Below are 23382 nucleotides of genomic sequence, written 5' to 3' on the forward strand. Positions count from 1 at the left end.
CGCACATGCAACTCGGTCTGGTCGGCCTGGGCAAGATGGGCTTCAACATGCGCGAGCGCCTCCGGCAGGGCGGGCATGAAGTCGTCGGATATGACCCGCGGCCGGAAGTGACCGATGTGCCGACCCTGGCGGCGTTGGCGTCGGCCCTCGACGCACCGCGGGTGGTGTGGGTGATGGTGCCGTCGGGCCACATCACCCACGACACGATCACCGAACTCGCCGAGGTGCTCAGCGAAGGCGACTTGGTCATCGACGGCGGCAACTCCCGCTACACCGAGGACGCGCCACACGCAGAACTGTTGGGCGCCAAGGGAATCAAGTTCATCGACGCCGGGGTGTCTGGCGGCGTCTGGGGTCTCGACGAGGGCTACGGATTGATGGTCGGTGGTGACGCCGCCGACATCGAACGAGTGATGCCGATCTTCGACACGCTGCGGCCGCCGGGGCCCCGCGAAGACGGCTTCGTGCATGCCGGCCCGGTCGGCGCCGGGCACTACGCGAAGATGGTGCACAACGGGATCGAATACGGCTTGATGATGGCTTACGCCGAAGGGTATGAGCTGCTCGCGGCCGAGGAGCTGATCACCGACACCCAGGCCGTCATCCAGGCCTGGACTAACGGCACCGTCGTGCGGTCCTGGCTGCAGCAACTGCTCGCCAAGGCGCTCAAGGAAGACCCGAAATTCGTCGAAATCAGCGGCTACACCGAGGATTCCGGCGAGGGCCGGTGGACGGTGGAGGAGGCGATCGCCCATCGCGTCCCGATGCCGGTGATCGCCGCGTCGCTGTTCGCCCGGTTCGCGTCGCGGCAGGAGGACTCGCCGGCGATGAAGGCCGTCTCGGCGCTGCGCAACCAGTTCGGTGGGCACGCGGTCAAGCGGATCAGTGAGTCGGGGTAGGTGCCGAGCGCGTGTACGTCCGCCGGCTGGCGCTGACCGACTTCCGATCCTGGCCCCGGGTCGAGTTGGATCTCGAACCGGGCCGCACCGTGTTCGTCGGCCGCAACGGCTTCGGCAAGACCAATATCGTTGAGGCGCTGTGGTATTCGTCGACGCTCGGTTCTCATCGGGTGGCCACCGACGCCCCGCTGATCCGGACCGGCGCCGAACGCGCCGTGGTGTCGACGATCGTCGTCAACGAGGGTCGTGAGCTCGCCGTCGATCTGGAGATCACCGCCGGCCGGGCGAACAAGGCACGACTGAACCGCTCCCCCGTGCGCAGCGCCCGCGAGATCCTCGGCGCCCTGCGGGCGGTGCTGTTCGCCCCCGAAGATCTGGCGCTGGTCCGCGGCGACCCGGGTGAACGCCGCCGCTACCTCGACGACCTCGCCACCATCCGCCGGCCGCAGGTGGCCGCGATCCGCGCCGACTATGACAAGGTGCTGCGGCAACGGACCGCACTGCTCAAAACGGCCTCGGGTGCCCGATTCCGCGGTGACCGTTCGGTTTTCGACACCCTCGATGTGTGGGATGGACACTTGGCCGCCAACGGCGCCCGGCTGATCGCGGCCCGCGTGGAGTTGACCAACCAACTGGCGCCCGAGGTCGAGAAGGCCTACCAACTGCTGGCGCCGACCTCGCGGCCGGCCGGCATCCGGTACCGCAGCGGCGTCGAGCTCGTCGAACAGGAGGCCGCAAGCGGCACCGCCGACCCCGAACTGTTCGAGGCCGCGCTGCTCGACGCGCTGGCCCGCCGTCGCGACGCCGAACTGGAACGCGGCGTGTGTCTGGTCGGTCCGCACCGCGACGACCTCGAACTGCGGCTCGGTGACCAGCTGGCGAAAGGGTTTGCCAGCCACGGGGAATCGTGGTCGATGGCGCTGTCGCTGCGGTTGGCGGCCTACCAACTGCTGCGCGCCGACGGTGGGGATCCCGTGCTGCTGCTCGACGACGTGTTCGCCGAACTCGACACCGCGCGCCGGCAGGCGTTGGCCAATGTGGCCGCGTCCGCGGAGCAGGTGCTCGTCACCGCCGCGGTGCCCGAAGACATCCCGGCGGAATGGGATGCGGGCAGGATCGGGGTGACGATGCGGGACGAGGATGCGGGGCGGATCTCGGTGATCGACGATGAGTGAACCACCCGAAGACCAGGGCGGAGTTTCCGACCGTGACGAAATGGGCCCGCCCGCTCACCTGGCTCATCTGGCCGGAATGGATTTGGTGCGCCGGACCTTGGAAGAGGCGCGCGGGGCGGCTCGCAGCCAGGGTAAGGACGTCGGCCGCGGTCGTCAGCGCGCGCCGCGCCGGATCGCCGGCGCGAGTCGGCGCCGCTGGTCGGGGCCCGGACCGGACGCGCGGGACCCGCAACCGCTGGGATCGGCGGCCAGTGAACTGGCCCGCCACCGCGGGTGGTCGGGACGCGTCGCCGAGGGCGCAGTGTTCGGACGGTGGGCCAGTGTTGTCGGAGAGGGTATCGCTGATCACGCCACTCCGACCTCGCTCAACGACGGGGTCCTGACCATCTCGGCGGAGTCGACCGCGTGGGCGACCCAGCTGCGGATGGTGCAGTCGCAGGTGCTGGCCAAGATCGCCGACGCCGTGGGCGACGGCGTGGTCAAGTCGCTGCGTATCGTCGGACCGGTGGCGCCGTCGTGGCGAAAAGGCCGCTATCACGTCTCCGGTCGAGGGCCCCGCGACACATATGGCTGAGGCCCTATCGGCCGGTTGCCTCAAAGGCCTGAGAACGCCGCGATCGTAGCTCTCAAGCGTCTTGACGCACCTCGGATCGAGAAATTCCCCAGGCGACGCAAATAGGTGTGCAGAAACGCGGCCTCAGAATCGGTCCTGTCGCTTGGAAACGGTAGACTGGTGACAAGATCCGCAGGCGGCTGTTGAACGCCTGGCAAGCCTTCCCCGGCAAGAGACCAAGGAGACGCGTCCAACGTGGCTGCCCAGAAGAAGAATGCCCCGAGCCAGTACGGCGCCGACTCGATCAAGGTCCTCGAAGGCCTCGAAGCGGTCCGCAAGCGGCCGGGCATGTACATCGGTTCGACCGGTGAGCGTGGTCTGCACCACCTGATCTGGGAAGTCGTCGACAACGCCGTCGATGAGGCGATGGCCGGCTTCGCCACCAAGGTAGAGGTCAGGATCCTGCAGGACGGTGGCGTCCAGGTCACCGACGACGGCCGCGGCATCCCCGTCGCCATGCATGCCACCGGCATCCCGACCGTCGACGTCGTGATGACCGTGCTGCACGCGGGCGGCAAGTTCGAAGAGGGCGCCTACCAGGTATCGGGTGGTCTGCACGGCGTCGGCGTCTCCGTGGTCAACGCGCTGTCCACCCGGCTCGAAGCCGACATCCGCACCGACGGCTACGAGTGGTTCCAGACCTACGACCGCTCGGTACCCGGCACGCTCAAGCAGGGCGAGAAGACCAAGGAGACCGGCACGACGATCCGGTTCTGGGCCGATCCGGACGTCTTCGAGACCACGAACTACGACTTCGAGACCATCGCGCGCCGGCTGCAGGAGATGGCGTTCCTCAACAAGGGCCTGACCATCGAGCTGACCGATGAGCGGGTGACTCCCGACGAGGTCGTCGACGACGTGGTCAGCGATACGGCCGAGGCGCCGAAGTCGGCCGACGAGAAGGCTGCCGAGGCCGCCGCGCCGCAGAAGCTCAAGCACCGCGTCTTCCACTACCCCGGCGGGCTGGTCGACTTCGTCAAGCACATCAACCGGACCAAGACGCCGATCCACCCGAGCATCATCGACTTCGACGGCAAGGGCGACGGCCACGAGGTCGAGATCGCCATGCAGTGGAACGCCGGTTACTCCGAGTCGGTGCACACGTTCGCCAACACGATCAACACTCATGAGGGCGGCACCCACGAAGAGGGTTTTCGCGCGGCGTTGACCTCGGTGGTCAACAAGTACGCCAAGGACAAGAAGCTACTCAAGGACAAGGATCCGAACCTCACCGGCGAAGACATCCGCGAAGGCCTGGCCGCCGTCATCTCGGTCAAGGTGTCCCAGCCGCAGTTCGAGGGCCAGACCAAGACCAAACTCGGCAACACAGAGGTCAAGTCGTTCGTCCAGCGGATCTGCAACGAGCAGATCAGCCACTGGCTCGAGGCGAATCCGGCGGAAGCCAAAACCGTTGTGAACAAGGCGGTCTCGTCGGCTCAGGCGCGGGCGGCGGCGCGTAAGGCGCGGGATCTGGTGCGGCGTAAGAGTGCCACCGATATCGGTGGGTTGCCGGGTAAGTTGGCTGATTGCCGGTCGACGGATCCCAGCAAGTCCGAACTGTATGTGGTCGAGGGTGATTCGGCCGGCGGTTCGGCCAAGAGCGGGCGCGATTCGATGTTTCAGGCGATCCTGCCGTTGCGCGGCAAGATCATCAACGTCGAAAAGGCCCGCATCGACCGGGTGCTCAAGAACACCGAGGTCCAGGCGATCATCACCGCGCTGGGCACCGGCATCCACGACGAGTTCGACATCTCCAAGCTGCGTTATCACAAGATCGTGTTGATGGCCGATGCTGATGTCGACGGCCAGCACATCTCCACGCTACTGTTGACGCTGTTGTTCCGGTTCATGAAACCCCTTGTCGAAAACGGGCACATCTTCTTGGCCCAACCTCCGCTGTACAAACTCAAGTGGCAGCGCAGCGCCCCCGAATTCGCGTATTCCGACCGCGAACGCGACGGGTTGCTCGAAGCCGGGCGCGCCGCGGGTAAGAAGATCAACACCGACGACGGTATCCAGCGCTACAAGGGTCTGGGCGAGATGGACGCCAAGGAGCTGTGGGAGACCACGATGGATCCCTCGGTGCGGGTGCTGCGCCAGGTCACCCTCGACGACGCCGCCGCCGCCGACGAGTTGTTCTCCATCCTGATGGGCGAAGACGTCGAAGCCCGCCGCAGCTTCATCACCCGAAACGCCAAAGACGTCCGCTTCCTCGACGTTTGATCCCATTCGCCCATAGATGCCGAAGGCTGATTACCGATGACTGATACCACGTTGCCGCCCGGCGACGAAGCGGGCGACCGCATCGAACCTGTCGACATCCAGCAGGAGATGCAGCGCAGCTACATCGACTACGCGATGAGCGTGATCGTGGGGCGCGCCCTGCCGGAGGTGCGCGACGGCCTCAAGCCGGTGCACCGCCGCGTGCTCTACGCGATGTTCGACTCGGGCTTCCGGCCCGACCGCAGCCACGCGAAATCCGCTCGCTCCGTTGCCGAAACGATGGGTAACTATCACCCGCACGGCGACGCATCGATCTACGACACCCTGGTCCGGATGGCCCAGCCGTGGTCGCTGCGCTACCCGCTGGTCGACGGGCAGGGCAACTTCGGCTCGCCGGGCAACGACCCACCGGCTGCCATGAGGTATTGCGTTACAGGAGACGCGTTGGTAGCGCTGCCCGAAGGCCGTACGATTCGCATCAGCGATGTGGTACCGGGTGCTCGACCTAACAGCGACAACGTCATTGACCTCAAGGTGCTTGACCGGCACGGCCTTCCCGTCGTGGCTGACCGGCTGTTCCACTCAGGTGAACACCCGACGTGGACGGTGCGCACCGATGAGGGCCATGAGGTCACCGGTACCGCCAACCACCCGTTGCTGTGCCTAGTGGACGTCGGCGGCGTGCCGACGCTGTTGTGGAAGCTGATCGAGGAGATCCGTCCCGGCGATATCGCGGTGATGCGCACCGAGACTACGGTTTCTGATGAGAATCAGCGATATTCCGTCATAAACCGTAGTCTCGCGGGGTTCAGCGACGCGTACCGCGAGGATCCGGACGCCGACGCCATTGTGGCTGAGCTGACCGATGGCCGGTTCTCCTACGCGCGCGTCGCTTCGGTGACCGACGCTGGTGTGCAACCCGTCTATAGCCTCCGAGTCGATACCGCCGACCACTCCTTCATTACGAACGGATTCGTCAGCCACAACACCGAGGCGCGGCTGACTCCGTTGGCGATGGAGATGCTGCGCGAAATCGACGAGGAGACAGTCGATTTCGTCCCGAACTACGACGGCCGGGTGCAGGAGCCGACGGTTCTGCCGAGCCGGTTCCCGAACCTGCTCGCCAACGGTTCGGGTGGCATCGCGGTCGGTATGGCGACCAACATCCCGCCGCACAACCTGCGCGAGCTCGCCGACGCGGTGTACTGGTGCCTGGAGAACCATGACGCCGACGAGGAAGCCACGTTGGCCGCGATGACCGAACGGGTCAAGGGTCCCGACTTCCCGACCAGCGGTCTGATCGTCGGTTCGCAGGGCATCGAGGACACCTACAAGACCGGGCGCGGGTCGATCCGCATGCGCGGTGTCGTGGAGATCGAAGAAGACAGCCGCGGCCGCACCGGCATCGTCATCACCGAGCTGCCGTATCAGGTCAACCACGACAACTTCATCACCTCGATCGCCGAGCAGGTCCGCGACGGCAAGCTGGCCGGCATCTCCAACATCGAGGACCAGTCCAGCGACCGCGTCGGGCTGCGAATCGTGGTGGAGCTCAAGCGCGATGCCGTCGCCAAGGTGGTGCTGAACAACCTCTACAAGCACACCCAGCTGCAGACCAGTTTCGGCGCCAACATGCTGGCCATCGTCGACGGCGTGCCGCGCACGCTGCGCCTGGACCAGCTGATCCGCCACTACGTCAACCATCAGCTCGACGTGATCGTCCGGCGCACCAGGTATCGGTTGCGCAAGGCCAATGAACGGGCCCACATCCTGCGCGGTCTGGTCAAGGCGCTCGACGCGCTCGACGAGGTGATCGCGTTGATCCGAGCGTCGGAGACCGTCGACATCGCCCGCCAGGGCCTGATCGAGTTGCTCGACATCGACGAGATCCAGGCCCAGGCCATTCTCGACATGCAGTTGCGCCGCCTGGCCGCCCTGGAACGGCAGCGCATCGTCGACGATCTGGCCAAGATCGAGGCCGAGATCGCCGACCTCGAGGACATCCTGGCCAAGCCCGAGCGGCAGCGTGCGATCGTGCGCGACGAGCTCAAGGAGATCGTCGACAAGTACGGCGACGACCGTCGCACCCGGATCATCCCGGCCGACGGCGACGTCGCCGACGAGGATTTGATCGCCCGCGAGGACGTCGTCGTCACGATCACCGAGACCGGCTACGCCAAGCGCACCAAGACCGACCTGTACCGCAGCCAGAAGCGCGGCGGCAAGGGCGTGCAGGGCGCCGGGCTCAAGCAGGACGACATCGTCAACCACTTCTTCGTCTGCTCGACGCACGACTGGATCCTGTTCTTCACCACGCAGGGCCGGGTCTACCGCGCGAAGGCCTACGACCTGCCCGAGGCGTCCCGCACGGCGCGCGGTCAGCACGTGGCCAACCTGCTGGCCTTCCAGCCCGAGGAGCGCATCGCGCAGGTCATCCAGATCCAGGGTTACGAGGACGCGCCGTATCTGGTGCTGGCCACCCGCAACGGGCTGGTCAAGAAGTCCCGGCTGGTCGACTTCGACTCCAACCGCTCCGGCGGCATCGTCGCGGTCAACCTGCGCGACGGCGACGAACTGGTCGGCGCCGTGCTGTGCTCGGCCGACGACGACCTGCTGCTGGTGTCGGCCAAGGGCCAGTCGATCCGGTTCTCGGCAACCGACGAGGCGCTGCGGCCGATGGGTCGCGCCACCTCCGGTGTGCAGGGCATGCGGTTCAACACCGACGACGCCCTGCTGTCGCTGAACGTGGTGCGCCCGGACACGTACCTGCTGGTCGCGACGGCCGGCGGCTACGCCAAGCGCACCGCGATCGACGAGTACCCGGTGCAGGGTCGCGGCGGCAAAGGGGTCCTGACGGTCCAATTCGACAAACGCCGTGGCAGTCTTGTGGGTGCGTTGATCGTCGATGACGACACAGAGCTGTACGCGATCACCTCGGGTGGCGGTGTCATCCGGACGGCCGCACGCCAGGTCCGCAAGGCCGGGCGGCAAACCAAGGGCGTTCGGTTGATGAACCTCGGTGAGGGCGACACACTGGTTGCCATTGCGCGCAACGCGGAGGAAGGCGACAGCACCGACGAGGTCAACACCGACGTCGGCGAATAGCCGACGACCGGACGACGTGAAGGAGCCGTAGGTGGGTTCACCGAACGAGCCGGGATACCCGCGTGCCGGCGAGGGTCCCGACGGCGCCAACGGCCCGAACAACGGGCCGGGGGCGAACGGTTCGGCCGGTAACCACCAGTCGCTGGGCCCGCGGCCCGGCGGCGACTCCGGGGACGTGCCGCCCTGGCAGCGTGGCCCGGCGGCGCGTGCGGCGCAGCCCGGGCCGCGGCCCGCAGAACCGAGGCGCGCGCCCCGCGGCGATGACGACCACTCCCCCGGCGTGGACGCCAGGCTGAACCGGTTCGTCGGCGGCGGCGGCGCGACCCCGACCGAGGAGGTGCCGGTGCGGGAGCGCCAGGACGCGCCGCGTTCGGAGGCTTATGCCAGCGAGTTGCCCGATCTGTCCGGGCCGATGCCGCGCCCGCAGCAACAGCAGCCGCCGCGTAAGCCGGCCGAGCGGTCCGGCGGTGAGCCCGCAAGGCCGGCGGCCGGTTCCCGCGTGCAGGTCGGCACCCGGCACAAGGGGCCGGTCCGGGCCAGCATGCAGATCCGCCGGGTCGACCCGTGGAGCACGCTGAAGGTGTCGCTGCTGTTGTCGGTCGCGTTGTTCTTCGTGTGGATGATCGCGGTCGCGTTCCTGTACCTCGTGCTCGGTGGCATGGGCGTGTGGAGCAAGCTCAACAGCAACGTCGGCGACCTGCTGACCAGTGCCGGTGGTGGCGCCGGCGGCGAGTTGGTCTCCAGCGGAACGATTTTCGGCGGCGCCGCGCTGATCGGATTGGTCAACATCGTGCTGCTGACGGCGATGGCGACGATCGGGGCGTTCATCTACAACCTGTCCACCGACCTGGTCGGCGGTGTGGAGGTCACGCTGGCCGACCGGGACTAGGGTCGCGGCGGGTGGGCGCGGTTTGGGCGGGAGCCTACGATTGCGGTAATCTCGTCGCTCGGCCGTACCGGCGTAACGGGGCTATAGCTCAGGCGGTTAGAGCGCTTCGCTGATAACGAAGAGGTCGGAGGTTCGAGTCCTCCTAGCCCCACGGAAAGGTTTCACACCATGAAGTTGGTGGCGGTGCTCGCCATGATCGCCGCGGCAGCCGCGGTGGCCGTCTGGCGCTCACGCACCGGCGCAGAGGTGTGGCACGTGGCGCCTGACGCGCCGTCGGCGAACCAGGGGCCTTAGCTCAGTTGGTAGAGCGCTACCTTTGCAAGGTAGATGTCAGGAGTTCGATTCTCCTAGGCTCCACAAACCTGTCTCATGAGTGCAATGCGCGAAGTCACGTACGACGTCGACGGCTTGACCATGGTCGCCCACCTGGCGTTGCCGCAGGGCGAGGGCCCGTGGCCAGCCGTGCTCATCGGACACGACGGGATCGGCCTCGACGACTATCAGCGGCGCCGCGCCGACGAGCTGGCCGACCACGGTTACGCCGCCTTGGCGATGGACTATCACGGTGGCCAGTTGTTCACAGGTCGACCGGAAGCGATGCTGGCCCGGGTCATGCCGCTGCTGGCCGACGCTGAGCGGATGCAGGCGATCGGCCGTGCCGCGCTCGATGTCCTGCTGGCGGTGCCCGGTGTCGACACCGGCCGCCTCGCCGCTCTCGGCTATGGCGCGGGCGGACGCATCGTGCTCGAACTCGCCCGGGCAGCGGTGCCGTTCAAGGCCGTCGCCGTCGTCCATCCCGGGCTGCAGGACGTCGACGCCGAGGACTGGACGAACGTGGCCGGCGCTGTCCTTCTGTGTACCGGTTCCGACGACCCGCTCTGCACCCCTGACCAGGCCCTGACGTTCGGCCGCACGCTTGGGGACGCCGGGGTCGATTGGCGCCTGAATGTCTACGGCGGCGCCCAGCACGCTTTCTGGGCCCAGCCGACGAACCCCGACGGGTCGCCTGCCGACGGGACCACCCACAGCCAGCCCACCGTGCCCGGCGTCGGGTATCACCCCACACACACTCCGCGTGCATGGCGGGCGGTGCTGGACCTGTTCGAGGAAGCCCTCGGGGGCCGAAACGACGCGCGCCCGGGCTCACGGCCGCGGTGAGACCTCCACACTCGGCGGTAGCGGCGACGGCTCCTTCTGCGTGGAGCGCCGCACGATCGAGAACGCCACCGCTCCCCCGGCCAGCGCCACGACGCCGACGGCGGCCACCAGCAGCGGGCGCCGGCGCCGCCGCGAGCGCGCCTTGGTCACCGCCGCGGGCAGACCCGCCACCACTTCCTGCGCGACCGCCAGCTCCTTGGCCAGCTCGGCCTTGAGCCGTCCGGTGCGGTACCGCTCGCCCACCCAGGACGCCGACGACTGGGCGCCGTTCAGGCCTAGGCCCACCGCCCCGCGGGTAACGTCGACCGGGCCGAGCGCGGTGTACTTCAGCCCACGGCTCAACCGCTGGCCGGGACTCAACCGGACATCCGTCTTCGGGCTCATCGCACACCTTTCTCACCGCGCCGAGGGGTCGCCCCCAGCCTGCCACCTACCGCAATCCCACGGTGCCCGTTGGCCGCCGAACGCGGCGTGGCACACTGACAACCCGTGACGAGCCCCATTCAGACCGCGACCGCGACGCTGCACACCAACCGCGGTGACATCAAGATCGCACTCTTCGGAAACCATGCACCCAAGACCGTCGCCAACTTCGTGGGACTGGCACAGGGAACCAAGGACTACAGCGGCGAGAACGCCTCGGGCGGCACCTCCGGACCGTTCTACGACGGCGTCGTCTTCCACCGCATCATCGCCGGCTTCATGATCCAGGGCGGCGACCCGACCGGCACCGGCCGCGGCGGACCGGGCTACCAGTTCGAGGACGAGTTCCACCCGGAGCTTCAGTTCGACAAGCCCTACCTGCTGGCGATGGCCAACGCCGGACCCGGCACCAACGGCTCGCAGTTCTTCATCACGGTCGGCAAGACGCCGCACCTGAACCGGCGGCACACCATCTTCGGTGAGGTCGTCGACCCCGAGTCGCAGAAGGTCGTCGACGCGATCGCCAACACCGAGACCGACCGCAGCGACCGCCCCACCGACCCGGTGGTCGTCGACTCCATCACGATCGCCTAGCGGCGTTCAGGAACCGGCGCCGGCGTATCCGGCGTCGGTCAGGGCGTCGAGCACATCGAGCGGATCGGCGCCCAGATCCCAACGGCTGAACACCAGCAGCCGGTCGTCGGCGGTATCGATCTCGAGCAGCCGCACTTTGCGGGCCAGCCGACGGAACTCGGTGATCCGGATCAGCTTGATGTCCGCGCGAGCCAGCACCCGCGTGCCCACCCAACCGCGGGTTACCAGGCCGTCGTTTCCGATTGCCAGTTTCGGCCGCGCGCGCCACGACAGGCTTGCAAACAAGATCAAACCCACCGCGGCAATGCCGGCCAGGACACGTCCGGGAGGGTCTGTGATCAGGCTCACAGCGGCGACAGCCAAGATAATCCCGCCTACGCCGCACGCGACGATGCCGCCGGTGGGAGGGCTCCACTCAGTTTGCTGCATCCGTTTTCCACACCCTTTAACCGCTGCGAACGGGGTTATCCACAAGTGCTATCCCCAATGGGGATGAATCACATCCGTGTGATCCGGTTACCGCGAGGTTGCTGACCGGGTAACGCGCAGCGACGAGAATGAATTCATCCCTTTGCTCGGCGCGGTCAGCGCCAGCGCATCGTGAGCAACAAGCCGGTGATCATGAAAGCAAACGCGATCGCGTAGTTCCACGGACCGAGGTCCTGCAGGAACGGGATGGCCGACGACGCCAGCTGGAAGACCAGCAGCCACACCAGGCCGATCAGCATCAGACCGATGAACAGCGCCACGAACCAGATGCTCGACGGGCCGGCCTTCACCTTCACGGGCGTCCGGCTCACCGCGTTGGCGGTGAAGTCGTTCTTCTTGCGGACCTTGGACTTGGGCATGGTTACCTTCGGGACAACTAGGTGCGACGATGTTGGCACGAGCCTATCGCAGGCCCGGCGCGGCGCGGTCGGGCGAGCAGGCGGAAACCGGGGAGACGATGCGACGCTGGCGGCTTACACAGGGCGGGTGGCGCCTCGGCGTGCCCGTGGTGTGTCTGCTGGCCGGTCTGCTGCTGGCCGCCACGCACGCCGTCTCCGGCGGCGGGGAGATCCGGCGTAGCGACGCACCCCGGCTGGTCGACCTGGTGCGTGAGGCGCAGCAGTCGGTGGATCGCCTCAGCGCCCAGCGCGACGCCCTGGTGACCGAGGCGGATTCCCATCACGGCGGAAGCCCGGGCGCCGACGCCGCGCTGGCCGCGATCACCGGGCGCGCGGACCGGCTGGCGGCCGAGGCGGGGCTGGACCCGCTGCGGGGGCCGGGGCTCGTCGTCACCCTCAACGACGCCCAGCGCGACGCCGAGGGCCGGTTCCCCCGCGACGCGACCCCCGACGACCTCGTGGTGCACCAGCAGGACATCGACGCGGTGCTCAACGCGCTGTGGAGTGCGGGCGCCGAGGGCATCCAGATGCAGGATCAGCGGATCATCGGCACGTCGGCGCCGCGATGCGTGGGCAACACCCTGCTACTCAACGGCCGCACCTACAGCCCGCCGTACGTCATCACCGCGATCGGCGACGCCGATGCCATGCGCACCGCCCTGGCCGCCGCGCCGCTGGTGACGCTCTACCGGCAGTACGTGGTGCGGTTCGGGCTGGGGTACTCCGAGGAGCCGCGGTCGTCGGTCGAACTTGTCGGCCACAGCCAGCCGGTGCGGATGCAGTTCGCCAAGCCCGCCGGTCCGATCGGTTACTGAGCCCTGGCAAGTAATCTGGACTGATGCAGGTTTTGGTCGTCGACAACTACGACAGCTTCGTGTTCAACCTCGTCCAGTACTTGGGTCAGCTCGGGGTGCACGCGCAGGTCTGGCGTAACGACGACGACCGGCTGGCGACCGACGCCGACATCGCCAAGGCCGCGGCCGAGTTCGACGGTGTGCTGCTGTCCCCCGGCCCGGGCACCCCGGAGCGGGCGGGGGCGTCGATCCCGCTGGTGCGGGCGTGCGCGCAGGCCGCCACTCCCCTGCTCGGCGTGTGCCTCGGCCACCAGGCGATCGGGGTCGCGTTCGGCGGCACCGTCGACCGTGCGCCCGAGCTGCTGCACGGCAAGACCAGCGTCGTGCACCACTCGAATACCGGTGTGCTGCAAGGCCTTCCGGATCCGTTCACCGCGACGCGGTATCACTCGCTGACGATCCTGCCCGACACGGTGCCCGCCGAACTCGAGGTCACCGCGCGCACCGAGGGCGGCGTCATCATGGGTGTGCGCCACGCCGAATTGCCGATCCACGGGGTGCAGTTCCACCCCGAGTCGATCCTCACCGAGGGCGGCCACCGCATGCTGGCCAACTGGCTGGGCTACTGCGGGACGGCCCCGGCCGAGTCGCTCGTGCGCCAGTTGGAGGACGAGGTCGCCAGCGCGCTGCAGGCGGGCCGCACCGCGGCTACTGCGCGAAGCTCAGCGTGATCGACGACCCGAAGGTCACCGGCGTTCCCGCCGACGGCTCCTGAGTCACGACGCCGTTGGACGGCACGCCGCTGTTCTGCGCGTTCGGCAGCTTGATCAACCCGCCGGTCCAGCCCAGGCTGCGCAGGTAGGGCTCGGCCTCGGTCCAGAACATCCCGCGCAGGTCCGGCATCGTGAACTGGTTGCCGCGCGACACCTGGATCTGGATCACGGTGTCCACCGCCACGTTCTGGCCCGCCGTCGGGCTGGTGCCGACGACCTGGCCGACCGACCTGATGCTGTCGACCTGCACGTCGACACTGTTCGCGAACCCGGTCTCGGTCAGGATGCGTCGGCAGTCGTCGACGGTGAGGCCGACGCAGTCGGGCACCACCTTGCTGTCCGGACCTGATCCCACGATGATCGTGATCTCGTTGGTGACCGCCGCGGTCTGATTCGCGGGCGGGTTGGTGCCGATCACCTTGTCCTTCAGTTCAGGAGTCGACGGCGACGCGGACTGCCGGAACTTCTCGAACCCGGCCTCCCGCAGCCGCTGCGCGGCCTCGGTGTAGGTCAGGTTCTTGACGTCGGGGATCTGGCGCTGTTCCGGACCGACCGAGACGTTGAGCGTGATCTCCTCGCCGGCGTCCACCGACGAATCGGCGGTCGGGTCCGTGCTGATCACATGGCCGACCGGCACCGCGGAGTCCGTCTGCTGCTCGGTGCGGGTCTTGAAGCCGCGGTTCTGCAGCTCGGCGATCGCATCGTCCCTCGCCTGCCCGCTGACGTCGGGCACCTGAACCTCTCGGGTGCCGTTGCCGAACATGTTGATCGCGACGGTCACCACAACCGTCAGCACTGCCAGCGCGGCGACCGCGATCAGCCAGCGGCCGACCGATCCGCGGCGCTCGCGGTCGGCGTACTCGGGCGGCTGCGGCCGCGACACCGGTTCGATCGGCTCGGTGCGCTGGTGCGTCGGCGGGGTGGACATCAGCGAGTTGCGCTCGGCGTCGGTGAACACCTTCGGCGCGTCCGGCTGCTCACCGCTGTGCACCCGCACCAGATCGGTGCGCATCTCGGCGGCCGTCTGGTAGCGGTTGTCGGGGTTCTTGGCCAGCGACTTGAGCACCACCGCGTCGAGTTCGGGACTGATCGCCGAATTGCGCTGCGACGGCGGTACCGGATCCTCGCGGACATGCTGGTAGGCGACCGCCACGGGCGAATCACCGATGAAAGGCGGCTCGCCGGTGAGGATTTCGTAGAGCACGCAGCCCAGCGAGTAGACGTCGGAGCGGGCGTCGACCTTCTCGCCGCGGGCCTGCTCGGGCGACAGGTATTGCGCGGTGCCGATCACGGCGGCGGTCTGGGTGACGCTGTTGGCGTCGGCCAGCGCGCGGGCGATGCCGAAGTCCATCACCTTCACCGCGCCGGTCTTGCTGATCATGATGTTCGCGGGTTTGACGTCGCGGTGGATGATGCCGTGCTGGTGGCTGAAGTTCAGCGCCTGGCATGCGTCGGCGATCACCTCGATGGCCCGCTTGGGCTCCATCGGGCCGTCGTTGTGCACGATGTCGCGTAGCGTGACGCCCTCGACGTACTCCATCACGATGTAGGGCAGCGGCCCGGTCGGCGTCTCCGCCTCGCCGGTGTCGTACACGGCGACGATGGCCGGGTGGTTCAGCGCGGCGGCGTTCTGCGCCTCGCGGCGGAACCTCAGATAGAAGCTCGGGTCGCGCGCGAGGTCGGCGCGCAGCACCTTGATCGCGACGTCGCGGTGCAGCCGCAGATCGCGCGCGAGATGGACCTCGGACATGCCGCCGAAGCCGAGGATGTCGCCCAGTTCATACCGGTCGGACAGGTGTTGCGGGGTTGTCATGACAATGTCTGTTCTGAAGCCGAAAGTCGCAGGTCACCCGGCCGGTCCGGCGGGGAGTGGAGCACCGGCATCGTTGCCGGTGATGCCATCATCTGCGATGGGGTTACCCCCGATTGTCCCTTATCACCCCCGGGCGCCCGCGGGCCGGTCGTGCCCGGGCCACGGTCAGGCGCCGCGGCCGGCGACTCGAACGGGGTGGTCTCGGTGATCGTGTTGGTGATCGTCGGCGGCTGCGGACTCTGGTCCTGACGGTCCTGCGCGTTGAGCACGATCAGGATCGCGATGATGATCGCCAGCGCACCCAGGACGCCCGCCGCCCACAGCAGCGCCCGCTGACCCGACGAGAACGTGCGCCGCGGCGGGGGCGGACGGTGACTGCCGGTGGCCGGCCTCGGTCGCGCGGCGGTCGCGGGCGCGCGGCCGGTCATGTCCGCGGCTGCTCGTGCCTGGGTAGCCGACGGCACCGCGGTGGGCGCGGCGCGGCCGATCGACGGTGCGGCGTTCGGTCGCGGCGGGCGCCGGCCGGAGCGCACCGCGGCGACCGCGTCGGCGAACGCGCCGCCCGACCGGTAGCGCATCCCCGGATTCTTGACCAGGGTGATCTCGATCAGCTCGCGCACATTGGGCGGCAGATCCGCGGGCAGCGGCGGGGGAGTCTCCTTGATGTGCTTCATCGCCACCGTCAGCGCGCCGTCGCCGGTGAACGGCCGCTTGCCCGAAACCGATTCGTAGCCAACAACTCCCAGCGAGTACACGTCGCTGGCGGCGGTCGCGTCGTGGCCGAGCGCCTGCTCGGGAGCGATGTACTGGGCGGTGCCCATCACCATCCCGGTCTGCGTGACCGGGGCGGCGTCGACGGCCTTGGCGATGCCGAAGTCGGTGAGCTTCACCTGACCGGTCGGGGTGATGAGGATGTTGCCGGGTTTGACGTCGCGGTGCACCAGGCCGGCGGTGTGGGCGACCTGCAGGGCGCGGCCGGTCTGCTCGAGCATGTCGAGCGCGTGCCGCAGCGACAGTCGGCCGGTCCGCTTGAGCACCGAGTTGAGCGGTTCGCCGTTGACCAGTTCCATCACCAGGTACGCGGTGCGGCCCTCGCCGTCCATGTCGGTCTCGCCGTAGTCGTACACGCTGGCGATGCCGGGATGGTTGAGCATGGCGACCGTGCGGGCCTCGGCGCGGAACCGTTCGACGAACTCGGGGTCGGTCGAGTACTCGGCCTTGAGCACCTTGATCGCGACCCGGCGCCCGAGCCGTGAGTCGACGCCTTCCCAGACCTGACCCATGCCGCCGGTGGCGATCAGCCGCTGCAGCCGGTACCGGCCCGACAGCGTCACTCCCACGCGGGCTGTCATGGCGCCTCCCTCAGCGCCGCGGCTATCGTCGCCCGCCCGATCGGGGCGGCCAGCGCCCCGCCGGTGGCCGACAGCCGGTTGCCGCCGTTCTCGACCAGCACCGCGACCGCCACCTTGGGCGCCTGGGCCGGAGCGAAGGCGATGTACCAGGCATGCGGAGGGGTGTTGCGCGGGTCGGTGCCGTGCTCCGCTGTCCCGGTCTTGGATGCGATCTGCACGCCGGCGATGGCTCCCTTCTGCTGCGTCACCTGCTCGGCGGCGACCATCAGATCCGTCAGTGTATCGGCGACCTGCTCTGACACTGCCCGCCGCACTTCCTGCGGAGCGGTGGAGGCGATGTTGGCGAGGTCGGGTCCCCTCAGGCTATCGACCAGATAGGGGCGCATGGCCACCCCTTTGTTGGCGATGGTCGCGGCGACCATGGCGTTCTGCAGCGGCGTCACCGCGACGTCCTTCTGCCCGATGCTCGACATGCCCAGCGCGGCGGCGTCGGGAATCGGCCCGATCCGCGACTCCACCACCTGCAGCGGGATCATCGGGGCCGGCGCGTCCAGGCCGAACGAGCGGGCGGTCGAGCGCAGCGCATCGGCGCCGGTGTCGATGCCCAGTTCGACGAACGCGGTGTTGCACGATCGGGCGAACGCCTCCCGCAGCGGGGCGGTCGGGCCGCCGCCGCACGAGGATCCGCCGAAGTTCTCCAGCGTCGCGGTGCTGTCCGGCAGCGGGATGCGCGGCTGAGCGGTGAGCTGGGTGTCCGGCGTGGCGCCGTGCTGCAGGGCCGCCGCGGTGGTGATCACCTTGAACGTCGAGCCTGGGGGATAGGTCTCCGAGATCGCCCGGTTCAGCAGCGGCGAGTCGGCGTCGTCGCGCAGCCGCTGCCACGCCTCCGACTGCGCGGCCATGTCGTGGGTGGCCAGCAGGTTCGGGTCGTACGACGGCGACGACACCATCGCCAGGATCTTGCCGGTCGACGGTTCGATCGCCACCACCGAACCCTTACAGGGCCGGCCGTCGCAGCCGTCCTCCATCGCCTCCCAAGCTGCTTGTTGCACTTGAGGTTTGATCGTGGTGTCGACGTTGCCGCCGCGCGGGTCGCGACCGGTGAAGAAGTCGGCGAGGCGGCGGCCGAACAGCCGCTGGTCGGAGCCGTTGAGGATCGAGTCCTCGGCGCGCTCGAGCCCGGTGCTCGAGTACTGCAGCGAGTAGAAGCCGGTGACCGGCGCGTAGGCCTGCGGCTCGGGGTAGACCCGCAGGAACCGGAACCGGCCGTTGGTCGACACCGAGTACGCCAGCAGTTGACCGCCCGCCGAGATCTGGCCGCGCTGGCGGGAGTACTCGTCGAGCAACACCCGCTGGTTACGCGGATCGGAACGCAACCCGTCGGCGGTGAACACCTGGGTCAGGGTGGCGTTGGCCAGCAGCAGCACGATCAGGGCCATGACCGTGACGGCGACGCGACGCAGTGAGGTGTTCATACCTTCTCGATCACCTCGGTGCCCGCCGAAGCGATCGGTGTCGACGACTGCGGGGTGGTCACGATCGGGCGGCGGGCCGCGTGCGAGATCCGGACCAGGATCGCCAGCAGCAGATAGTTGGCCAGCAGCGACGAACCGCCGTAGGACATCCACGGGGTGGTCAGCCCGGTCAACGGGATCAGCTTGGTGACGCCGCCGACGACGATGAACAACTGCAACGCCAGTGTGGCCGCCAGGCCGGCGGCGAGCAGCTTGCCGAAGCTGTCGCGCACGGCGATCGCGGTGCGCAGCCCGCGCACGATGACGATGGTGTAGAGCATCAGCACCGCGGCCAGCCCGACCAAGCCGAGTTCCTCACCGACCGCGGCGATGATGAAGTCGGTCGAGGCCGCGGGCACGGTGCCGGGCTGCCCGTTGCCCAGGCCGGTGCCGAAGATCCCGCCGGTGGCGAAACTGAACAGCGACTGCACCATCTGATACCCGGCGCCGTCCGGATCGGCGAACGGGTCCATCCAGGTCTGGACGCGCACCCTGACGTGGTCGAAAAGGTAATACGCCGCAACGCTTCCCGCGGCGAACAGCGCCAGGCCGATGACCACCCAGCTGAGCCGGTCGGTGGCGATGTACACCAGCACCAAAAACGACGCATACAGCAGAAGCGACGTGCCGAGGTCCTTCTCGAACACCATCACCGCGATCGAGGCGATCCACGCGGCCAGCAGCGGCGCGAGGTCGCGCGGCCGCGGCAGGTCCATGCCCAGTACGTGCTTGCCCGCGCTGGTGAACACGTTGCGCTTGGACACCAGCACCGCGGCGAAAAAGATCAGCAGCAGAATTTTGGAGAACTCGGCGGGCTGAATAGAGAAGCCCGGCAACTGAATCCAGATCTTCGCGCCGTTCTGCTCCGACATCGAGCGCGGCAGCACCGCCGGAATCGCCAGCAGGATCAGGCCGGTGAAGCCGCACACGTACCCGTAGCGGGAGAGCAGCCGATGGTCGCGCAGGAAGATGACGATCAACGAGAAACCGATGACGCCTAGCAGTGTCCACAGCATCTGCTGATTCGCGGTGCCGCCGAGCCCGTCCTGCGTCATCTCACCGGAGGCGAGGTCGAGACGGTGAATCATCACCAGCCCCAAGCCGTTCAGCAGCGCGACGACGGGCAGCAGCAGCGGATCGGCATACGGTGCGAACCGCCGGATCGCGAGGTGGGCGCCGAGGAACAACGCGAGATAGGCGACGGTGTACTGCGCCAGGTCCCAGTGCAGGCCCTGCTCCTGGTTGGCCTCGACGAGCAGCAGCGCCAGCGTGGTGATGCCGGTGGCGAAACCGAGCAGGAACAGTTCGGCGTTGCGCCGGTTGGGAAGTGGCGGCGTGACGGCGACGGCGGACTGCGGCTGGGTGGTCATGCCAGTGCTCTCGCTCGGCTGGTCATGACGTTTCCCGGCAGTTGGTCCCCGGCTCGGGTACCGGCGGCAGTGCGGTGACGGTCGGGGGCGGCGGCGGCTTGGGCGTCGACTCCGGGGCCGGCGCATCCGGCGGTGGGGGAGCGGGTGCCGGCGGTGGCGCACCGGGGTCGGTGGGCTCGGGCGACGGCGGGGACGGGGACACGGTGCGCGGGGTCTCGGGTGCCGGGGTTTCGCCCTCGCTCGGCGGATTGTTCGGCAGTCCAGGCGAATTCGTCGGCGCAGGGCTGTGCGGTGCGGTGGTGCGCGGCGGCGTGGGCGGCACCGGTGTGCAGATCGGGAGCAGGGAGTCGCGGGCCAACTGGTTGATCTGGGTGATGGCCTCGTCCTCGGTGCCCGTCGGCAGGCCCGCCATCACCTGGCGCTGCTCGGACGGTTTGAGGTCGCTGACCCGCAGCAGTTCACAGTCGCGCGGCTGTTGCCCGGGGCTGATCAGGGTCAGGCCGTTGCGCTCGGTCAGGCAGCCCTGCCGGTACGGCTCCTGCAGCGGGAAGCCGAGGATCGATCCGGGGATGCCACGCATGATCGAGACGGTGTCCTCGTGCGCGGTGACGTAGAAGTTGTTGCGGATGATCTCGCGGCCCACCGCCAGTCCGGCGAGCACGACGAGCACGAGCAGCACTGCGGCGATGTACATTCGCCGCCGCGACTTCGGCGGTCGCGGCGGCTCCTCCGGTTCCGGCAGAACGCGTTTGGCTTCGTTGCGTTTCGGGTTGAACGCCGACGCGCGGCCGGCCGCGGTGTTCGGCGGTGGTTGGTCGTCGTCACCGGAGACCGCACCGGCCAGGATCGGCTGGGTCTGGCCGTAGTCGTAGTCGACGACGTCGGCCACCACGACCGTGACGTTGTCGGGCCCGCCGCCGCGCAGCGCCAATTCGATGAGCCGGTCGGCACTTTCGGACACGTCGGAGATCTGCAGCGCCTCGAGGATGGTGTCGTGGCTGACCGGGTCGGACAACCCGTCCGAGCACAGCAGGTAGCGGTCACCGGCGCGGGCCTCGCGCATGATCAGCGTCGGCTCGACCTCGTGGCCGGTCAGCGCGCGCATGATCAGGGAGCGCTGCGGGTGGCTGTGCGCCTCCTCCGCGGTGATCCGGCCCTCGTCGACGAGCGTCTGGACGAACGTGTCGTCCTTGGTGATCTGGGTGAGCTCACCGTCGCGCAGCAGATAACCCCGCGAGTCGCCGATGTGGACCAGGCCAAGTCGGTTGCCCGCGAACAGGATCGCCGTGAGCGTGGTGCCCATGCCCTCGAGTTCGGGGTCGGCCTCGACGTGGGCGGCGATCGCCGAGTTGCCCTCGCGGACCGCGGAGTCGAGCTTGGAGAGCAGGTCACCGCCGGGCTCGTCGTCGTCGAGGTGGGCCAGCGCGGCGATCACCAGCTGCGAGGCGACCTCGCCCGCGGCGTGCCCGCCCATGCCGTCGGCGAGCGCCAGCAGCCGCGCACCGGCGTACACCGAGTCCTCGTTGTTCGCGCGAACCAGGCCGCGATCGCTGCGCGCGGCGTATCTCAGTACAAGGGTCACGGGCGCAGCTCGATTACCGTCTTGCCGATTCGAACCGGCGTCCCCATCGGAACCCGTACCGCCGTCGTCACCTTCGCCCTGTCGAGGTATGTGCCGTTGGTCGATCCTAGGTCTTCGACGTACCACTCCGACCCTCGCGGCGACAGCCGGGCGTGGCGCGTCGAGGCGTAGTCGTCGGTCAGCACCAGCGTGGAATCGTCGGCGCGGCCGATCAGCACCGGTTGGCTACCCAACGTGATCCGCGTTCCGGCCAGCGCGCCCTCGGTGACGACGAGCTGGCGTGCCACGTTGCGGCGGCCGCGGTTGGGCAGCAGCGAGGCGCGCAGCGGTAGCCCGCGGCGCACCATGACCGCGCCCGTCGGCGCGTAGAGATCGGTCCGCAGGATCCGCAGCACCGACCAGATGAACAGCCACAGCAGCAACAGGAAACCGACGCGCGTCAGTTGCAGTACCAACCCCTGCATCTGACGTCCTCTCCGTCTCCGTCCCGTACGCGTCGCTTCGGCATCCACGCAGCCAGCCTCGGCACCGTCACGATACTTGGACGGTCACCGAGATGAGCGGGAAGCGACCAGCTTCGCCGCCCGCCGCGCCGCGCTCAGTGCACGCGAACGATGATTTCGGAGTGGCCCAACCGGATCACGTCGCCGTCGGCGAGCTGCCACTCCTGCACGGGCGCGTTGTTGACCGTCGTGCCGTTGGTGGAGTTCAAATCGGACAGCAACGCGACCTGACCGTCCCAGCGGATCTCCAGGTGGCGCCGGGACACGCCGGTGTCGGGCAGCCGGAACTGGGCGTCCTGGCCGCGGCCGATGACGTTCGTACCCTCACGCAGCTGGTAGGTGCGGCCGCTGCCGTCGTCGAGCTGCAACGTCACCGTCGCGCCACCGGCCTGGTAATCACCCTGGCCGTAGCCGCCGTATCCGGCGGCGGGCTGGCCATAGTCGTAGCCCCCGCCCGCGGGCTCGGCGTAACCCGGCTCGGCGTAACCCGGCTCGGCGTATCCGGCTGCTGGCGCGTCGTTGTAGCGGCCGTAGTCGGGCGGCGCGTAGCCCTGTTCCTGACGGCCGTAGCCCTGTCCGCCGTAGCCCTGGTCGGGGTAGCCACCCTGATCGGGATAGCCCGGCCGCGGCTCGGGCCGGCCGTAGCCGCCGTCCTCGTGTCGTCCCGGCGCGGGCGGGCGGCCGTAGTCGTAGTCGTTGGCGGGTGGCTGGCCGTAACCCGGCTGGCCGTATCCGGCGGGCGGCTGACGGTAGCCCTGATCGGGATAGCCGCCCTGCGGGGGCGGGCCGTATCCGGCCGGCGGGCGCTGCTCGTAGGACGGCGGCGGGTAGCCACCCTGATCGGGATAGCCACCTTGGTCGGGGTAACCACCCTGCTCGGGATAGCCGCCCTGGTCGGGGTAGCCGCCGTGGCGGGGTGGGTAGCCGGGCTGCTCGCCCTGCGGATAGCCGCCCTGTTCCTGCGGCGGGTACTGGCCGCGGTCATCGGGACGGCCGTATCTGTCGTCGTAGTACTCGTCGGCGGGCCGCCCCGGTCCCTGGCCGCCGCCGCGATAGCTCGGGTTGTCGCTCATCGGTGGTACTCCTGATTCTGCGCTTGACGCACGTTCTCGGGGTGATGGGGCGGGTTCGCCGGTGGTCGAGTCAGGGTTGACAACGCCACGCGCGCGAAACTGTCCGGTGTGCAGGTTGGCCGACTGCTCGAACTTGACGACAACATCACCATAGGTTTGCCATCCCTGCTCACGGATGTACCCCTCCAAATGCTTGGCAAAAGTCGCTGATGTGAGGTCTGGGTCGGCGCTCACCTTCTGATAGTCAGGCACACTGAGGGTAATGACGTACTCGTTCGGCGCCAAAACTTGACCGCCGAGCACTTCACGCGCCCCGGTGTCGGCTTCGCGGCGCAGTAACGACTCGACTTCCTGCGGGACGATGGACCCACCGAAGACGCGGGCGAACGCGTCGCCGACCGTCGACTCGAGCTTGCGCTCGATCCGGTCGACTAGACCCATTTCACCGCCCGCCTCACTCGTCGTCGTCCATCGGTCCTGCTCACCCGCAGCGGGTGCCAGCGTGTCGCCTGGCCACAATGCTTCTCTGCATGGTATCGGCCAAGTGCGGCGGTGCGGGACCAACAGAATTCTGAGAATCGGCGCGACGGCCGCTGAGGGTGCGATAAGTGGAGGTCAACGCGTCGTCGCCGGCGCCATCGC

The 23382-nt window shown here is 68.3% G+C and carries 21 protein-coding genes and 2 tRNA genes; 13 read left to right on the forward strand and 10 right to left on the reverse strand.

Translation table 11 applies throughout. The annotated features are described in order from the left end of the window. Positions 1-5 precede the first annotated feature (5 nt). From gnd to BLW81_RS06860, 10 genes are all read left to right on the forward strand, one after another. Positions 6-899: a phosphogluconate dehydrogenase (NAD(+)-dependent, decarboxylating) gene (gene gnd / locus BLW81_RS06820; protein WP_083406528.1), complete on the forward strand. Its 894-nt coding sequence runs from the start codon at positions 6-8 to the stop codon at positions 897-899. A gap of 11 nt (positions 900-910) precedes the next feature. Then, the gene (recF, locus tag BLW81_RS06825) at positions 911-2074 is read left to right on the forward strand and encodes a DNA replication/repair protein RecF (RefSeq protein ID WP_083406529.1); all 1164 of its coding nucleotides are present in this window, start codon (positions 911-913) and stop codon (positions 2072-2074) included. Further along, positions 2067-2648, forward strand: a complete 582-nt coding sequence (locus tag BLW81_RS06830) for a DUF721 family protein (RefSeq protein WP_083406530.1) — start codon at positions 2067-2069, stop codon at positions 2646-2648. The genes recF and BLW81_RS06830 overlap by 8 nt, the downstream gene beginning before the upstream one ends. Before the next feature lie 234 nt (positions 2649-2882). After that, entirely contained in the window at positions 2883-4910 is a 2028-nt protein-coding gene (gene gyrB, locus BLW81_RS06835; RefSeq protein WP_083406531.1) for a DNA topoisomerase (ATP-hydrolyzing) subunit B, read from the forward strand. A 36-nt stretch (positions 4911-4946) separates the two neighbouring features. After that, on the forward strand, positions 4947-8015 hold the full coding sequence (gene gyrA / locus BLW81_RS06840) for an intein-containing DNA gyrase subunit A (protein ID WP_083406532.1): 3069 nt from the start codon (positions 4947-4949) through the stop codon (positions 8013-8015). 31 nt (positions 8016-8046) lie between these two features. Further along, positions 8047-8904 (forward strand): DUF3566 domain-containing protein, encoded by an 858-nt coding sequence (locus BLW81_RS06845; RefSeq protein WP_083406533.1) that lies wholly within the window; start codon positions 8047-8049, stop codon positions 8902-8904. 77 nt (positions 8905-8981) lie between these two features. Then, positions 8982-9055, forward strand: a tRNA-Ile gene (locus BLW81_RS06850). A gap of 17 nt (positions 9056-9072) precedes the next feature. Continuing rightward, entirely contained in the window at positions 9073-9198 is a 126-nt protein-coding gene (locus tag BLW81_RS30130) for a hypothetical protein (RefSeq protein ID WP_268875588.1), read from the forward strand. Beyond that, a tRNA-Ala gene (locus BLW81_RS06855) sits at positions 9189-9261 on the forward strand. The genes BLW81_RS30130 and BLW81_RS06855 overlap by 10 nt, the downstream gene beginning before the upstream one ends. A gap of 21 nt (positions 9262-9282) precedes the next feature. Further along, complete coding sequence (locus BLW81_RS06860) at positions 9283-10062, forward strand: dienelactone hydrolase family protein (protein ID WP_235632207.1); 780 nt, start codon at positions 9283-9285, stop codon at positions 10060-10062. On the opposite strand, the gene cwsA is transcribed toward BLW81_RS06860, so the two are convergent. After that, complete coding sequence (cwsA, locus tag BLW81_RS06865) at positions 10048-10446, reverse strand: cell wall synthesis protein CwsA (protein ID WP_083406535.1); 399 nt, start codon at positions 10444-10446, stop codon at positions 10048-10050. The genes BLW81_RS06860 and cwsA overlap by 15 nt on opposite strands. Before the next feature lie 105 nt (positions 10447-10551). Between cwsA and BLW81_RS06870 the strand changes: the two genes are divergently transcribed. After that, positions 10552-11079, forward strand: a complete 528-nt coding sequence (locus BLW81_RS06870) for a peptidylprolyl isomerase (protein WP_083406536.1) — start codon at positions 10552-10554, stop codon at positions 11077-11079. Positions 11080-11085: 6 nt separating this feature from the next. Here the strand turns inward: BLW81_RS06870 and BLW81_RS06875 are convergent, their stop codons facing one another. Both BLW81_RS06875 and crgA read right to left on the reverse strand, forming a co-directional pair. After that, positions 11086-11508: a PH domain-containing protein gene (locus tag BLW81_RS06875; protein ID WP_083406537.1), complete on the reverse strand. Its 423-nt coding sequence runs from the start codon at positions 11506-11508 to the stop codon at positions 11086-11088. A 155-nt stretch (positions 11509-11663) separates the two neighbouring features. Continuing rightward, entirely contained in the window at positions 11664-11927 is a 264-nt protein-coding gene (crgA, locus tag BLW81_RS06880; RefSeq protein WP_083406538.1) for a cell division protein CrgA, read from the reverse strand. Positions 11928-12025: 98 nt separating this feature from the next. Here crgA and BLW81_RS06885 point away from each other — a divergent pair, with 98 nt between their 5' ends. Together BLW81_RS06885 and BLW81_RS06890 are read left to right on the forward strand one after the other, a co-directional pair. Next, positions 12026-12781 carry a DUF881 domain-containing protein gene (locus BLW81_RS06885; RefSeq protein WP_083410367.1) on the forward strand — a complete coding sequence of 252 codons (756 nt, stop codon included), beginning with the start codon at positions 12026-12028 and terminating at the stop codon, positions 12779-12781. 23 nt (positions 12782-12804) lie between these two features. Then, positions 12805-13491 carry an aminodeoxychorismate/anthranilate synthase component II gene (locus BLW81_RS06890; protein WP_083406539.1) on the forward strand — a complete coding sequence of 229 codons (687 nt, stop codon included), beginning with the start codon at positions 12805-12807 and terminating at the stop codon, positions 13489-13491. Here the strand turns inward: BLW81_RS06890 and pknB are convergent. The 7 genes from pknB to BLW81_RS06925 all read right to left on the reverse strand — a co-directional run bounded on the left by pknB (position 13469) and on the right by BLW81_RS06925 (position 23181). After that, positions 13469-15346 carry a Stk1 family PASTA domain-containing Ser/Thr kinase gene (gene pknB / locus BLW81_RS06895; RefSeq protein ID WP_083406540.1) on the reverse strand — a complete coding sequence of 626 codons (1878 nt, stop codon included), beginning with the start codon at positions 15344-15346 and terminating at the stop codon, positions 13469-13471. The genes BLW81_RS06890 and pknB overlap by 23 nt on opposite strands. After that, complete coding sequence (locus BLW81_RS06900; protein WP_083406541.1) at positions 15343-16698, reverse strand: protein kinase domain-containing protein; 1356 nt, start codon at positions 16696-16698, stop codon at positions 15343-15345. The genes pknB and BLW81_RS06900 overlap by 4 nt, the downstream gene beginning before the upstream one ends. Further along, positions 16695-18173: a D,D-transpeptidase PbpA gene (gene pbpA / locus BLW81_RS06905; protein ID WP_083406542.1), complete on the reverse strand. Its 1479-nt coding sequence runs from the start codon at positions 18171-18173 to the stop codon at positions 16695-16697. Before pbpA ends, BLW81_RS06900 begins: the two co-directional genes overlap by 4 nt. Next, entirely contained in the window at positions 18170-19582 is a 1413-nt protein-coding gene (locus tag BLW81_RS06910; RefSeq protein WP_083406543.1) for a peptidoglycan glycosyltransferase RodA, read from the reverse strand. The genes pbpA and BLW81_RS06910 overlap by 4 nt, the downstream gene beginning before the upstream one ends. A gap of 22 nt (positions 19583-19604) precedes the next feature. Then, positions 19605-21164 carry a PP2C family protein-serine/threonine phosphatase gene (locus tag BLW81_RS06915; protein ID WP_083406544.1) on the reverse strand — a complete coding sequence of 520 codons (1560 nt, stop codon included), beginning with the start codon at positions 21162-21164 and terminating at the stop codon, positions 19605-19607. Next, positions 21161-21628 carry an FHA domain-containing protein FhaB/FipA gene (locus tag BLW81_RS06920; RefSeq protein ID WP_083406545.1) on the reverse strand — a complete coding sequence of 156 codons (468 nt, stop codon included), beginning with the start codon at positions 21626-21628 and terminating at the stop codon, positions 21161-21163. Before BLW81_RS06920 ends, BLW81_RS06915 begins: the two co-directional genes overlap by 4 nt. A gap of 134 nt (positions 21629-21762) precedes the next feature. Then, positions 21763-23181: an FhaA domain-containing protein gene (locus BLW81_RS06925; protein ID WP_083406546.1), complete on the reverse strand. Its 1419-nt coding sequence runs from the start codon at positions 23179-23181 to the stop codon at positions 21763-21765. Between the last annotated feature and the right edge of the window lie 201 nt (positions 23182-23382).

Origin of the sequence: Mycolicibacterium rutilum, from assembly GCF_900108565.1 — a bacterium.
GTDB classification, from domain to species: Bacteria; Actinomycetota; Actinomycetes; order Mycobacteriales; family Mycobacteriaceae; genus Mycobacterium; species Mycobacterium rutilum.